The sequence below is a fragment of the Bacillus sp. 007/AIA-02/001 genome (assembly GCF_004634455.1).
GTDB lineage: Bacteria > Bacillota > Bacilli > Bacillales > Bacillaceae_G > Bacillus_A > Bacillus_A cereus.
In genome coordinates, this window is the sequence record NZ_SEIY01000007.1 from 67,458 (window position 1) to 82,024 (window position 14,567).

Below are 14,567 nucleotides of genomic sequence, written 5' to 3' on the forward strand. Positions count from 1 at the left end.
GTGCTTTTTACCTTTTGGGCGGAAGGTTCTTAGATGCGAAGAGCTAGCCACCGGAACTGGATATTATCTTAAAGTGGAGACGGCTCGTTTAGCTCTGACTGGCTAAGGTTCTCTCACTTATTTCTCTCTTTAATATCACCTAAACAGCATAAAAAACTCGCTTACTATAAAATAAGCGAGTCCTGATTTTTTCCCTTTACTTAGTTGTTACATACCTTTTTGAGTCTGCAACAATGTTTTGTAAAAACTCTTCATTTGTCTTCGTTTGACGAAGCTTACGTAAGAAACTTTCAACGAAGTCTGGTGTATCACGCATTGTTTTACGAATGCCCCATAACTTGTCTAAATGTTCTTTTGGAATTAATAGATCTTCTTTACGTGTACCAGAACGACGAATATCGATCGCCGGGAAGATACGACGTTCAGCTAATGAACGATCTAAGTGAAGTTCCATATTTCCAGTTCCTTTAAATTCCTCGTAAATAACATCGTCCATACGTGATCCTGTATCAACAAGGGCTGTTGCTAAAATTGTTAAGCTACCGCCTTCTTCAATATTACGCGCAGCTCCAAAGAAACGCTTCGGTCTATGGAAGGCAGCTGGATCGATACCACCTGATAATGTTCTACCACTTGGTGGAATAACGAGGTTGTAAGCTCGAGCTAAACGGGTAATACTATCCATTAAAATGATAACATCTTTCTTGTGCTCTACAAGACGCATCGCACGTTCTAACACAAGCTCAGCTACTTTAATATGATTTTCTGGCACTTCATCAAAAGTAGAACTTACAACATCTCCTTTAACAGAACGTTCAATGTCTGTTACTTCCTCTGGACGCTCATCAATTAAAAGTACAATTAATTCTGCTTCCGGATGATTTGTTGTAACACTATGCGCGATTTCTTTTAATAGACTTGTTTTACCAGCCTTTGGAGGCGCAACAATTAAACCACGTTGTCCAAATCCAACTGGTGCGATTAAATCCATGATGCGTGTCGGTAACTTTTTAGGTTCCGTTTCCAATTTCATTTGGCGATCTGGGTATAATGGTGTTAATGCAGGGAAATGCACACGCTCTTTTGCTGAATCTGGATCATCTCCGTTTACAGCTTCAACTTGTAATAACCCAAAATAGCGTTCATTTTCTTTCGGAGGTCGTACTTTACCAGAAACCTTATCTCCATTACGTAAATCGAAACGACGAATTTGCGAAGCTGAGATATAAATATCTTCTGAGCTTGGAGAATAGTTGATAGGACGTAGGAATCCAAATCCTTCTGATTGAATAATTTCTAATACGCCTTCCATGAAAAAGAAACCTTCTTTTTCTGCTCGAGCTTTCAAAATAGAAAAAATTAACTCTTTTTTCGTTAATTTGCTATAATACGAAATCTTAAATTCTTTCGCAAGCTCGTATAACTCTTTTAATTTCATGTTTTCTAATGCTGCAATTGACAAATTCATTCAGACACCACACTTTAACGTTATTCTCTTTTTTCATGGGTAAAGGGAAAAAATACGGAAGGCAAATAATTAATAATGAAAGGCAATAAGTTCAAGTAGGGTAATATTCACTATTGTAACCCTTTTATCTAGTTTTAATCAATACGTTGGAACACAAATACAAGAAGCGAAGACAAGAAAATTTGTCTTCGCTTCTTATTTAATTTAGTTCCAGCTCCGATAGTTAGAAAAGTCGACCATTTTAACCTTTCTGAACGAGCCGCTTGCACTTTTTATTTAATCCAGCTCCGGTGTCTAGAAGGGTCAGTCATTTCACCCCTTCCTGCGAGGCACAAAACGCCTCTTCGTCAGAAGCTCCATCCCCCTCCCATTCTGAACGAGCTGCTTACGCTTTTTATTTAATAACCAAGTTTGGTTTTTTATTCAAGCTATGACGTCCATCCACGAAGCGAACTGTGCCTGATTTTGCGCGCATAACAAGGGATTGCGTTGTTCCTACGCTACCTTTAAATTGAACACCGCGTAATAGTTCTCCATCTGTTACGCCTGTTGCTGCAAAGATTGCATCGTCACCTTTTACTAAGTCCTCCATGCGAAGGATACGATTAATGTCTTCTATGCCCATTTTTTTACAACGTGCTAATTCAGCTTCGTTTTGTGGCAATAGTTTTCCGTGAATTTCTCCACCTAAACATTTTAAAGCAACTGCTGCTAATACACCTTCAGGTGCTCCACCAGATCCAAATAAAATATCTACACCTGTACGATCAAACGCTGTATTAATCGCTCCAGCTACATCTCCATCATTAATCAATTTAATGCGCGCACCAGCTTTACGAATTTCTTCGATAATTTCTTGATGACGTGGACGATTTAAAACTGTCGCTACAACATCTTCAATATCTTTATTTTTCGCTTTCGCAACTGCACGTAAGTTATCAATAATAGGCGCATCAATGTCGACCGCCCCAACTGCTTCTGGGCCAACCGCGATTTTATCCATGTACATGTCAGGGGCATGTAACAAATTACCGTGGTCTGCAATTGCAATAACAGCAAGAGCATTCCAGCCACCAGCTGCTACGATGTTTGTCCCTTCTAAAGGATCAACCGCAACGTCTACACGTGGTCCATATCCTGTACCTAATTTCTCTCCGATATATAGCATTGGTGCTTCATCCATCTCACCTTCACCAATTACAACTGTACCTTTCATCGGAATTGTATCAAATACATCACGCATAGCTGATGTTGCTGCACCGTCTGCCTCATCCTTTTTCCCGCGCCCCATCCAACGCGCTGATGATAAAGCTGCAGCCTCTGTTACACGTACTAACTCCATAGATAAACTTCTCTCCACGATAATCCCTCTCCTTTAAGTCTTTATATTTCTGCCGTATTTTGTGAACCGTGTTTTTCTATAAAGTGATACTTCCGCAAGTAGTGATGCTTCGCTTCCCCCTTGCGGAAGTATCACTTATGCGTTCTTCATTTCTTCAATTTCTTGCTTTGTCATTTGTTCTCGCCAAATGTTTGCTCCAAGCCCTTTAAGCTTGTCCACTATATTCTCATAACCTCGATCAATATGCTCAAGTCCTGTTACTTCTGTAATTCCATCTGCCATTAATCCTGCAATAACAAGTGCCGCTCCTGCTCGTAAATCACTCGCCTTCACTTTTGCACCTTGCAATAATACAGGACCAGTTACAATTGCCGAACGACCCTCTACTTTAATTTGAGCATTCATACGACGTAATTCATCAATGTGTTTGAAACGGGCACCGTAAATTGTATCTGTTACAACTCCCGTCCCGTGCGCCTTTGTTAAAAGCGTCGTAAACGGCTGTTGTAAATCCGTTGGAAAACCTGGATATACAAGCGTTTTGATATCAACTACTTTTAACTTTCTATTACCGTTCACCGTAATTTGATCATCGTTCGTTTCAACTTGAACACCAGCTTCTCTTAGCTTTGCAGTAACTGATTCTAAATGCTGAGGAATAACGTTATCAACCGTTACTTCTCCTCCTGATGCAGCTCCTAGAATCATATACGTACCAGCTTCAATACGATCTGGGATGATAGTATGGTGACAACCATGTAAAGAGTCCACACCATCTATTCGGATTACATCTGTACCAGCACCTTTAATACGTGCCCCCATGCTTGTTAACAATGTAGCTACATCAATAATCTCGGGCTCTTTCGCTGCATTTTCAATAACAGTTCTACCTTTTGCTCGTACAGCTGCTAGCATAATATTAATCGTAGCTCCTACACTAACAACATCTAAATAAATACGTGCCCCGCGTAGCTCATCTGCTCTTAAATAGATGGCACCTTGTTCATTCGTAACATGTGCACCTAGCGCTTCAAACCCTTTAATATGCTGATCAATCGGCCTCGGTCCTAAATGACATCCACCCGGAAGCCCAATAACAGCTTTTTTAAAACGGCCAAGCATTGCACCCATTAAATAATAAGAAGCGCGCAATTTTTTCACTTTTCCATTTGGCAAAGGCATTGCAACCATGTTAGAAGGATCGACTACCATCTCCTCCTCCTGTCCATAAGTTACTTTCCCTCCAATTTCCTCTAGTAAGTCTCCTAACATTTTCACGTCCGAAATATTAGGGACACCACCAATAGTTACTGGAGTATCTGCTAAAATTGTCGCTGGAATTAATGCAACGGCACTGTTCTTTGCACCACTTACTCGAATTGTTCCATTTAAAGCTCTTCCGCCTTCAATTAGCAATTTTTCCATATTGAGCTCCCTTCTTGTGAATGTATTTACTTTCTATCTTTTTATAGAAAGCTCCCCTTAAGAATCTCAATTACTCTTTCCATCCCAAAACTCAATAAATAGGAAACCATTATCTTCATTTCTCCTGTAGCACGAATAGATAAAGATCAACTATTCATCGAATGTACTTTATCAATTTAGATACGTTATCACATTTATTAATAGGACTATGCACATTATTTTCTATTTAAAAACCAAAAATGATAAAATCTTTAGACTTGTTCACGCTTTCATTATACAACGAAAGGAAACCGTCTAAAAGACTAGACGGTTTCCAAAACGGAATTTTATTCTTACGCTTTACCGTTAGAACCGAATTCGCGAATTTTACCAATAACAGTTGCTTTGATAGCGTCGCGGCCAGGTCCGATAAATTTACGAGGATCGTAAACTTCTTGGTCTTTGTTTAATACTTCACGAACAGCTTTTGTAAACTCGATTTGGTTCTCAGTGTTTACGTTGATTTTTGAAGTACCTAAAGAGATAGCTTTTTCGATATCAGCAGTTGGGATACCAGTACCACCATGTAATACTAAAGGTACGCCAGTGAAGTCACGAACTTGTTCCATTTCAGCGAATCCTAAGTTAGGCTCACCTTTGTAAGGACCGTGTACAGAACCTAAAGCTGGAGCTAGGCAATCGATACCTGTTGCTTCAACAAGGTGCTTACACTCTGCTGGGTCAGCGTAAATTACGCCTTCAGCGATTACGTCGTCTTCTTGTCCGCCAACTGTTCCAAGCTCAGCTTCAACAGATACGTTACGAGCGTGTGCGTATTCTACTACTTGTTTAGTAGTTTCAACGTTTTCTTCGAATGGGTGGTGAGAAGCGTCGATCATTACAGATGTGAAACCTGCATCGATTGCTTCTTTACATTTTTCGAAGCTTGAACCATGATCAAGGTGAATCGCTACAGGAACAGTGATGTTCATTTCTTCGATTAAAGCTTTAACCATAGCTACAACTGTTTTGAAACCAGTCATATGACGAGCTGCACCCTCAGATACACCTAGGATTACAGGAGATTTTTCTTCTTCCGCAGCAGCTAAGATAGCTTGAGTCCACTCTAAGTTGTTCATGTTGAATTGACCAACTGCGTATTTTCCTTCTAGTGCTTTGTTTAGCATTTCTTTCATAGAAACTAAAGGCATGGTGAATCCTCCTAAAAAACGTTTTTTGTATCCGATAAGTTCTTATCGCTGGTAGTATGACCAGAATAAGGTAAAATATGTATATCTACATACCGGACTTTTTTCTACACTCAATAGGATAACAACTTGTACTCAAAAACTCAACCGTATTCACCTGCACAATAGTCCATGTAAACGCTTTTTTCCATATTTTTTATAAAAAATTCATTTTTACGCCTCTACAGCGAGCTCATTTCTCACAGCTTGACGAATTTCATCAATATCAAATGGTTTAGCAAAATGCATTAAAGCACCTAAATCTTTTGCTTCTTGGATCATATCAAGCTCTCCATAAGCAGTCATTAAAATTACTTTAATACTCTCATCAATTTCTTTTACATGCTTTAAAATCTCTATACCATCCATGCCTGGAATTTTCATATCTAACACTACTAAATCTGGATTATCTTTTTTCACGATATCTAAAGCTTGAAATCCATTTGCTGCTTGGAATGTCTGATAACCTTCTTTTTGGAACACTTCATGTAATAGCACACGAATCCCATATTGATCATCAACGATTAAAATTTTACCTTCCATAATTCCCAACCTTTCTGTGTAAGTACAAGATTTAAAGCTTCTTATATCTTAACGATTTATTTTCGCTATTCTTTGGCAAATTCCTTCCTATTCTTTCTTATTTTACCGTTTCCTATTTTGTTATGCTACCCTACGATTTCACCTTTCTAAAAAAATAAACTATAATGAAAGCCGGCAAACACGTACGAAGGGAGTAACATTATGTTAAAAATTTTTTCAACTCAATTAAGTGGTTATTTCTCCAGAGTTTCTCAAAAAGAAGAAATGAATATAGAAGATAGTGCTCGTTTACTTGCTCAAGCACTAGTTGGCGATGGTTTCATTTATTTACATGGTACAAATGAAATGGAAGGCGTTGTTGCCGAGGCACTATTCGGTGCTGAACCAATGAAGCAAGCAAAACGCTTATTTGAAAATGGTAAAGAAGCAGAAGTAACCTCTGCGGATCGTGTACTTCTTATTAGCCGTTTTTCAACAGATGAAGCGGTTGTAGAAATTGCAAAAAAACTACAAGAAGAGGGACACTCTATTGTCGGCATTTCTGCTCTTCAAGAAGGTACGGAATCACTCGAACGATATACAGACGTACATATTGATACAAAACTGTTAAAAGGTCTTATTCCAGACGATGAAGGTAATCGCTACGGATTCCCAAGTTTAATAGTAGCTTTATTTGCTTATCACGGAATCAAATTTACAATCGATGAAATGTTAAATGAATATTAAAAAAAAGCGCCTTATTTCAGGCGCTTTTTTTATTACTTGCTCTCTTTATTCGTAATAGAAGCTCTTACGAAGTCATGGAACAATGGTTGTGGACGGTTTGGACGAGAAACAAGTTCTGGGTGGAACTGTGCTGCCACGAACCAAGGGTGGTCTTTTAATTCAATGATTTCAACTAGACGGCCGTCTGGGCTTGTACCAGAGAATACAAATCCTTCTTTTTCCATATCAGGACGGAACTGGTTGTTGAACTCATAACGATGACGATGACGCTCATATACAACCGGCTCATTATAAGCATTGTAAGCATTTGTTTCTTCAGCAAGCTTACATGGGTATAGACCAAGACGAAGTGTACCACCTAGGTCCTCTACATCTTTTTGTTCTGGTAATAAGTCGATGATTGCATATGGTGTGTCAGGGTTGATTTCAGAAGAGTTAGCACCTTCTAAACCTAATACATTACGTGCGAATTCGATTGATGCAAGTTGCATACCTAAGCAAATTCCTAAGAATGGAACTTTATTTTCACGAGCATATTGAATCGCAACGATTTTACCTTCTACACCACGATCGCCGAAGCCACCTGGTACAAGGATACCATCTGTATCGCCAACTAATTCTTTTACGTTTTCTGCTGTTACGTGCTCAGCATTTACCCATTTTACTTCTACATCTGTGTCGAATGAGTAACCAGCATGACGAAGTGCTTCTACAACAGAAATATAAGCATCTTGAAGTTCTACATATTTACCAACAAGAGCGATTTTTGTTTTCTTAGAAAGATTACGCACTTTGTTAACTAGCGCAGTCCACTCTGTCATATCTGCAGCTGGATTGTCTAATTTTAAGTGGTCACAAACGATTTGGTCCATGTTTTGTTCTTGAAGAGATAATGGAACCGCATATAAAGTATCTGCATCGCGAGCTTCGATAACTGCTTTTGTATCGATGTCACAGAATAATGCAAGCTTGTCTTTCATATCTTGAGAAACAGGCATTTCTGTACGAACAACGATAATGTTTGGTTGAATACCTAAGCTACGAAGTTCTTTAACACTATGTTGTGTTGGTTTTGTCTTCATTTCACCCGCTGCTTTTAAGTACGGGATTAACGTACAGTGAATGTACATTACATTGTCACGACCGATGTCGCTCTTAATTTGACGGATTGCTTCTAAGAATGGTAGAGACTCGATGTCACCAACAGTTCCACCGATTTCTGTAATAACAACATCCGCATTTGTTTCACGACCAGAACGATATACGCGTTCTTTAATTTCGTTAGTAATATGAGGAATAACTTGAACTGTTCCTCCTAAATATTCACCGCGACGCTCTTTTTGAAGAACTGAAGAGTAAATTTTACCTGTTGTTACGTTGCTGTATTTGTTTAAGTTAATGTCGATGAAACGCTCATAGTGACCAAGGTCTAAGTCAGTTTCTGCGCCATCATCTGTTACGAATACCTCACCGTGTTGGTATGGGCTCATAGTCCCTGGGTCTACGTTAATGTATGGATCAAACTTTTGAATCGTTACGTTTAAACCACGATTTTTTAAAAGTCTTCCAAGAGATGCTGCTGTAATACCTTTTCCTAAAGACGATACTACACCGCCTGTTACAAAAATATACTTAGTCATGAAAAAGCTCCCTTCTATTTTGCTGTTATATAATCACCGTTGCAAAGCGCAACGTATGTAGATAACACTGTATCCATCTTATTGTTAGACTCTTTTTATTTTCTAAACAAAAAACAAAAAAGAAAATTGCTCCCCTCATCACAAAAAGTAATAAGTAGGGAGCAATTTTCTTTTATATTTACACTTTAAAAGTATTATCGTCCTTTTTTAAAGAGCCCAAAAATGATTCTACATGGACGATAATGAAAAGTCAAGAACTACAGTTCTTCCTCTTCTTCTTCTTCAGTTTCATCATACTCAAGTTCTTCTTCAGCGAAGTCGTCGTCATCTTCGTCTAAATCATCAAGATCGTCGTCATCTCCGTCTTCTTCTTCAAGAACCTTGTCCAAATCTTCTACATCGTCTTCATCTTCACTTACGTCTGCATCGTCGAAGTCATCTTCGTCTTCTTCAATGTAGTCATCAAAACCGTCTTCTTCAACTTTACGTTTCTTCTTCGGTTTTGGTTGAGGCAAGATTTCTTCATCAATTTGCTCATATGGGTACCAGCTGCGTAGTCCCCAACGATTTTCTCCTAAATTAATGAAACGTCCATCGATGTTTAAGTCTGTATAAAATTGTGCGATTTTCGCATTAACTTGCTCTTGAGATAGTCCCAGCACTTGAGCGATTTCTTGAACCAACTCGTTGAATGTCGTTGCTTGTTTTTTATCCCCTAAAACGCTATGTACAACTTCAATCATTGAACATTCTTTTAGCTCTTCTGGTGAATATTGCTTAAAATCCACTTATGCGGCACTTCCTTTCATCAAATATAACCTTATATATAACGGCCTGCTTAAAAAAATCCATACTATTCATTATAAACAAAAGTCGCACAAATATGCTACAAAAAAAACGGGAAACTTTTATAGGGTAGTAAAATTATAATTTGTCTGTTCCTTATTTCGGAAGCATATGGGCCCCTTGCAATACATACCTAATTTGCATTTCTGTATATTCTTCGAGCGTATACAGTTTTTGCAGCGCCCAGCGTCTAAATCCCCACATCTGTCCTTGTATAAAAATATTATGCGCAAGAAGCTGTATTTCTTTTTTATTTAATGTAAATGTTCCATTTTCCGTACACTGTTCTAAAATATTCTCGAACATTCCTACCATTTGAAACTCCTTTTCTAATACATACGGAAGTGATTCTTTCGGTAAAAAGCGTACCTCTTGATACATTATCAATACTTCTTCCTGTAATTCGTCCATCACTTTAAAGTAATTCGTTATTGCTATCTTTAAACTTTCTATACTCCCTTTTTCTGTACACACTACTTCCTCTAATCTTTCTTTTACATGTTCATATATACTATCACAAACTAAATATAAAACATCATCTTTGGTACGAATGTACTCATAAAGTGTCCCTATACTAAACCCAGCCGCTTTTGCAATCTCTCTCGTTGTTGTACGCGGAAATCCTTTTTGTTTAAACAGTTGCACCGCACCTTTAATCATTTGTTCACGTCTTAACGCAACTAATTTTTCATCTTTCACCGATGCATGCACATTATGTTTAACCATTCCCTTCACCTCTCTCTATTATTTTTTGGAAGGAAAAAGCGTAGGAAAATACCTACGCTTTCGTTCCTACTTCGTTAACATACGAGAAATTACAAGCCTCTGAATCTCTTGTGTTCCTTCATATATTTGTGTAATCTTTGCATCTCGCATATAACGCTCTACTGGATAATCTTTCGTATAACCGTAACCACCAAATACTTGCACCGCTTCAGTCGTCACCTTCATCGCTGCATCGCCTGCAAATACTTTTGACATCGCTGATTCTTTTCCATACGGAAGCCCTTCTGATTCAAGCCAAGCCGCTTGATATGTTAAAAGGCGTGCTGCTTCTACATCTGTTGCCATATCCGCAAGTTTAAAGCCAATCCCTTGCTGCGCCGCAATCGGCTTCCCAAACTGATGACGCTCTCTTGCATATTCTACGGAAGCATCTAAAGCCCCTTGTGCAATACCAACCGCTTGCGCCGCAATACCGTTACGACCTCCATCTAATGTTTGCATCGCTATCTTAAACCCTTGTCCTTCTTCCCCTAGTAAATTCTCTACAGGGATGCGGCAATCTTCAAACATAATTTCAGTCGTTGGTGAAGAGCGAATCCCTAGCTTGCTCTCCTTCTTCCCAACTGAAAATCCCGGTGTATCACTTTCTACAATAAATGCACTCGTACCGCGCTGCTTCGATTCAGGATCAGTTAGCGCAAAAACAACATAAATATCAGCAATACCGCCATTTGTAATGAAAATTTTTGATCCATTTAAAATATAATGATCGCCATCTCTCTTTGCGATTGTCTTCATTCCACCAGCATCCGATCCAGATCCTGGTTCCGTTAAGCCGTATGCACCAATTTTCTTCCCTTCAGCCATCGGCCGTAAAAACTTTTGCTTTTGCTCTTCCGTCCCAAATTTAAAAATTGGCCATCCCGCAAGTGAAGTATGCGCAGACAGTGTTACACCTGTTGAAGCACAAACGCGAGATAATTCTTCAATAGCGATTACGTATGCTAAGTAATCGCTTCCAATTCCACCGTACTCTTCAGGCCATGGAATACCAGTTAAACCAAGCTCTGCCATTTGATCAAATAACTCTCGATCAAATCGCTCTTCTTCATCACGCTCAGCTGCTGTTGGTGCCACTTCATTTTTAGCAAAATCTCGAACCATTTTTCTTATCATTTCATGTTCTTCTGATAGTTTAAAATGCATCTCCGTCTCCCCCTCGCCCTTTTATAAAGCACGGCTAATAACAAGTTTCTGTATTTCACTTGTTCCTTCATATATTTGCGTAATTTTCGCATCACGGAAAAATCGTTCTACTGGATAGTCTTTCGTATAACCGTAACCACCAAATACTTGCACCGCCTCAATCGCGACTTCAACCGCTGTCTTAGAAGCAAATAATTTCGCAATAGATGCTTCTTTACCGCATGGTAATCCTTGTGCCCTAAGAGATGCCGCTCTATATACGAGTAACCTTGCTGCCTCGACACTTGTTGCCATATCTGCAAGCTTGAAGCCAATCCCTTGCTGCGCCGCAATTGGCTTCCCGAATTGCTCTCTTTCTTTTGCATAATCAATTGCACAGCCAAGCGCCGCTTCAGCAATTCCTAAAGCCTGCGCACCGATTCCAATTCGCCCAACATCTAAATTCGCCATCGCCACTTTGAATCCTTGTCCTTCTTCCCCAAGTAAATTCTCAGCTGGCACTTTCATATCTTCAAAAGTAAGTTGTACTGTACGAGAACCGAGAAGTCCCATCTTATGTTCATCTTTTCCAATGATTAAACCAGGTGTATCTTTCTCTACTATAAATGCAGAAATACCACTTTTTCCTGCCTCTGGATTTGTAGAAGCGAATACAATGTATGTACTTGCTTCACCACCATTTGTAATAAACACTTTCGATCCATTAATAATATAATGATCACCTTTTTTCACAGCTCTTGATTTCAAACTCCCTGCATCTGATCCTGCATTTGGCTCTGTTAAAGCAAATGCACCTAAATATTCCCCGGTTGCAAGTTTACAAACATATTTTTTCTTCTGTTCTTCTGTTCCAAAATATAAAATCGGATTCATTCCAACTGACGTATGTACAGCTAAAATTACACCAACTGTTGCACTTACCTTTGAGATTTCCTCAATTGCTAGAATGTAAGAAATAAAGTCCATTTCTGCCCCGCCGTATTTTGCAGGCGCTGGAATACCCATTAATCCAAGCTCACCCATCTTTTGCAAAATCTCTTTCGGGAACACCCCTTGTTCCATACTAGGAACAAAGGGAGCTATTTCCTTCTGTGCAAAATCCCGAACCATGTTCCTCATCATTTGCTGCTCTTCATTAAAACGAAAGTTCATATATTCCGCCTCCATTTGCTATATATCCTTTAAATAATTTGGTAAGACCACTATGTTGTAACAAAGGGGGCATTTATTCGTAAACGTAGAATCCACGACCTGTTTTACGCCCTAACCATCCTGCATTCACATACTTACGTAATAATGGACATGGGCGATATTTACTATCTCCTAATCCTTCATGCAACACTTCCATAATGTATAAACACGTATCTAAACCGATAAAATCAGCGAGTGTCAAAGGCCCCATCGGATGGTTCATACCAAGCTTCATGACTTCATCAATTGCTTCTTTCGTCGCTACACCTTCATATAACGTATAAATTGCTTCGTTAATCATCGGTAGTAAAATGCGGTTTGATACAAAACCTGGGAAATCATTCACTTCAACTGGTACTTTCCCAATTTTTTTCGTAATATCTTCAATTGCTTCATATACCGCATCATCGGTAGCCAAACCACGAATAATCTCAACAAGCTTCATAACTGGAACTGGATTCATAAAGTGCATACCGATTACTTTTTCCGGACGCTTCGTTACCGCTGCAATTTCTGTAATTGGCAGAGATGACGTATTCGTCGCTAAAATTGCGTGTTCTGGAGCAATTTCATCTAGATTCGCAAAGATTTTCTTTTTAATATCCATTTTCTCAACAGCTGCTTCAATAATAAGATCCGCTTCTTTCACACAATCTAAATCAAGCGTTACTGTAAGACGATTTAATGTCGCTTCCTTCTCTTCTTCCTTCATGCGTCCTTTTTCTACTTGGCGCGCTAAGTTTTTCGTAATGATAGCCATTCCTCTATCTAATTGCTCTTGCTTTAAATCTTGTACCTTCACGTCATATCCTGCCATTGCACATACTTGTGCAATTCCTGATCCCATTTGCCCTGCACCAATTACAACAATGTTTTGTACACCCATTTTTTCTTCCCCCTTAATTGTTAATAAATTTTATACCCTCGAACTTTAATTAGTGGACTTCAATCATCACTGCGTCCCCTTGACCGCCACCGCTACAAATCGAAGCAATTCCAATTCCGCCGCCGCGCTGCTTAAGTGCATGGATTAGTGTAACGATAATGCGCGCTCCGCTTGCTCCAATTGGATGTCCCATCGCTACCGCGCCGCCATTTACATTCAATTTTTCCGGATCAATTCCTGCGATTTCTGTACTTGCAATTGCTACCGCTGCAAATGCTTCATTAATCTCGAATAAATCGATGTCTTCAATTTTCTTGCCTGTTTTTTCAAGCAATGCGTTAATTGCATAACCTGGCGTTCTTGGGAAATCTTTAGATTCCACTGCAATTGCTGTATGCGCCAAAATTGTCGCTAATGGCTTTCTTCCTTCTTGCTTCGCTCTGTCTTCGCTCATTAATACAAGTGCGGCACCACCATCATTTAGTCCCGGCGCATTACCAGCTGTCACCGTCGCTGTCTTATCAAATACAGGTTTTAACTTTGCTAACTTTTCAATCGTTGTATCTTCACGTGGCGCCTCATCCTTTGCAACGACAATAGGATCGCCTTTTCTTTGCGGAATCGTTACTGGCACGATTTCCTCTTCAAAACGCCCTTCTTTATGCGCTGAAACCGCACGCTGATGGCTACGATATGCCCATTCATCTTGCGCTTCGCGAGAAATTCCATCTTCCTTCGCAACTTCTCCGCCATAAACGCCCATGTGTGTACCTGAAAATGCACATGTTAAACCGTCAGCAACGTTTAAATCAACAACTTCGTTATTGCCCATTCTGTATCCCCATCTTGCTCCGCGTAAAATGTAAGGACTGTTACTCATCGACTCCATACCGCCAGCTACAATTAGTGATTGATCGCCAGTACGAATAATCTGATCCGCCAACGTAACCGCACGAAGTCCTGATGCACAAACTTTATTCACTGTTTCCGTCTGCACTTCCCATGGGATTCCAGCAGCCCTTGCAGCTTGGCGCGATGGAATTTGCCCCTGTCCACCTTGAATAACCGTTCCAAATATAACTTCTTCAACATCACTAGCCGCAACATTTGCTCTTTCAAGCGCTGCTTTAATTGCAATTCCTCCAAGTTCCGCCGCTTTTACATCTTTTAAAGATCCTCCAAATTTTCCAACTGGTGTTCTTGCAGCACTTAAAATAACTGTTTTACTCATGTTTCTTTCCCCCATTTCATTTTTTAACACTGAGCGCTCGCTCGGTATCCCTACGTTGAGAAGAGGTGCAATCATTGCACCTCTTTCTAAAGTTGTATACATTCTTACAAA

The 14,567-nt window shown here is 39.5% G+C and carries 13 protein-coding genes; 1 reads left to right on the forward strand and 12 read right to left on the reverse strand.

Annotated features, from left to right (window positions below):
- Positions 1–196 precede the first annotated feature (196 nt).
- The 5 genes from rho to spo0F all read right to left on the reverse strand — a co-directional run bounded on the left by rho (position 197) and on the right by spo0F (position 6,004).
- Positions 197–1,468 carry a transcription termination factor Rho gene (gene rho / locus ES895_RS16025; RefSeq protein ID WP_001053903.1) on the reverse strand — a complete coding sequence of 424 codons (1,272 nt, stop codon included), beginning with the start codon at positions 1,466–1,468 and terminating at the stop codon, positions 197–199.
- A gap of 394 nt (positions 1,469–1,862) precedes the next feature.
- Positions 1,863–2,828, reverse strand: coding sequence for a class II fructose-bisphosphatase (gene glpX / locus ES895_RS16030; RefSeq protein ID WP_000442340.1), 966 nt, complete (start codon positions 2,826–2,828; stop codon positions 1,863–1,865).
- Between the two features lie 117 nt (positions 2,829–2,945).
- A complete protein-coding gene (gene murA / locus ES895_RS16035; protein ID WP_000413254.1) occupies positions 2,946–4,235 on the reverse strand; it encodes a UDP-N-acetylglucosamine 1-carboxyvinyltransferase in 1,290 nt (429 codons plus the stop codon).
- Positions 4,236–4,567: 332 nt separating this feature from the next.
- Positions 4,568–5,425, reverse strand: coding sequence for a class II fructose-bisphosphate aldolase (locus ES895_RS16040; RefSeq protein ID WP_001131855.1), 858 nt, complete (start codon positions 5,423–5,425; stop codon positions 4,568–4,570).
- 210 nt (positions 5,426–5,635) lie between these two features.
- Positions 5,636–6,004, reverse strand: coding sequence for a sporulation initiation phosphotransferase Spo0F (gene spo0F / locus ES895_RS16045; RefSeq protein WP_000398594.1), 369 nt, complete (start codon positions 6,002–6,004; stop codon positions 5,636–5,638).
- A 201-nt stretch (positions 6,005–6,205) separates the two neighbouring features.
- Between spo0F and ES895_RS16050 the strand changes: the two genes are divergently transcribed.
- A complete protein-coding gene (locus tag ES895_RS16050; RefSeq protein WP_000912402.1) occupies positions 6,206–6,730 on the forward strand; it encodes a DUF2529 domain-containing protein in 525 nt (174 codons plus the stop codon).
- 32 nt (positions 6,731–6,762) lie between these two features.
- Here the strand turns inward: ES895_RS16050 and pyrG are convergent, their stop codons facing one another.
- The 7 genes from pyrG to ES895_RS16085 form a co-directional block, all read right to left on the reverse strand.
- Positions 6,763–8,370, reverse strand: a complete 1,608-nt coding sequence (pyrG, locus tag ES895_RS16055; RefSeq protein ID WP_000170460.1) for a CTP synthase — start codon at positions 8,368–8,370, stop codon at positions 6,763–6,765.
- Between the two features lie 257 nt (positions 8,371–8,627).
- Positions 8,628–9,158 (reverse strand): DNA-directed RNA polymerase subunit delta, encoded by a 531-nt coding sequence (gene rpoE, locus ES895_RS16060; protein WP_000346280.1) that lies wholly within the window; start codon positions 9,156–9,158, stop codon positions 8,628–8,630.
- A gap of 154 nt (positions 9,159–9,312) precedes the next feature.
- Positions 9,313–9,942 (reverse strand): TetR/AcrR family transcriptional regulator, encoded by a 630-nt coding sequence (locus tag ES895_RS16065; RefSeq protein WP_000238599.1) that lies wholly within the window; start codon positions 9,940–9,942, stop codon positions 9,313–9,315.
- A gap of 66 nt (positions 9,943–10,008) precedes the next feature.
- Positions 10,009–11,148 (reverse strand): acyl-CoA dehydrogenase AcdA, encoded by a 1,140-nt coding sequence (gene acdA / locus ES895_RS16070; RefSeq protein ID WP_000545541.1) that lies wholly within the window; start codon positions 11,146–11,148, stop codon positions 10,009–10,011.
- A gap of 21 nt (positions 11,149–11,169) precedes the next feature.
- Positions 11,170–12,300, reverse strand: coding sequence for an acyl-CoA dehydrogenase (locus tag ES895_RS16075; protein ID WP_135238479.1), 1,131 nt, complete (start codon positions 12,298–12,300; stop codon positions 11,170–11,172).
- A gap of 73 nt (positions 12,301–12,373) precedes the next feature.
- Positions 12,374–13,225, reverse strand: a complete 852-nt coding sequence (locus ES895_RS16080; protein ID WP_000538880.1) for a 3-hydroxybutyryl-CoA dehydrogenase — start codon at positions 13,223–13,225, stop codon at positions 12,374–12,376.
- Positions 13,226–13,274: 49 nt separating this feature from the next.
- Complete coding sequence (locus tag ES895_RS16085; RefSeq protein WP_002025101.1) at positions 13,275–14,558, reverse strand: acetyl-CoA C-acetyltransferase; 1,284 nt, start codon at positions 14,556–14,558, stop codon at positions 13,275–13,277.
- Positions 14,559–14,567: the final 9 nt, after the last annotated feature.

Excerpts from the sequence above, each read along its gene's own strand:
- rho (WP_001053903.1), bottom strand. The coding sequence starts at position 1,468 with ATGAATTTGTCAATTGCAGCATTAGAAAACATGAAATTAAAAGAGTTA.
- murA (WP_000413254.1), bottom strand. The coding sequence starts at position 4,235 with ATGGAAAAATTGCTAATTGAAGGCGGAAGAGCTTTAAATGGAACAATT.
- ES895_RS16040 (WP_001131855.1), bottom strand. The coding sequence starts at position 5,425 with ATGCCTTTAGTTTCTATGAAAGAAATGCTAAACAAAGCACTAGAAGGA.
- spo0F (WP_000398594.1), bottom strand. The coding sequence starts at position 6,004 with ATGGAAGGTAAAATTTTAATCGTTGATGATCAATATGGGATTCGTGTG.
- ES895_RS16050 (WP_000912402.1), top strand. The coding sequence starts at position 6,206 with ATGTTAAAAATTTTTTCAACTCAATTAAGTGGTTATTTCTCCAGAGTT.
- pyrG (WP_000170460.1), bottom strand. The coding sequence starts at position 8,370 with ATGACTAAGTATATTTTTGTAACAGGCGGTGTAGTATCGTCTTTAGGA.
- ES895_RS16065 (WP_000238599.1), bottom strand. The coding sequence starts at position 9,942 with ATGGTTAAACATAATGTGCATGCATCGGTGAAAGATGAAAAATTAGTT.
- acdA (WP_000545541.1), bottom strand. The coding sequence starts at position 11,148 with ATGCATTTTAAACTATCAGAAGAACATGAAATGATAAGAAAAATGGTT.
- ES895_RS16075 (WP_135238479.1), bottom strand. The coding sequence starts at position 12,300 with ATGAACTTTCGTTTTAATGAAGAGCAGCAAATGATGAGGAACATGGTT.
- ES895_RS16080 (WP_000538880.1), bottom strand. The coding sequence starts at position 13,225 with ATGGGTGTACAAAACATTGTTGTAATTGGTGCAGGGCAAATGGGATCA.
- ES895_RS16085 (WP_002025101.1), bottom strand. The coding sequence starts at position 14,558 with ATGTATACAACTTTAGAAAGAGGTGCAATGATTGCACCTCTTCTCAAC.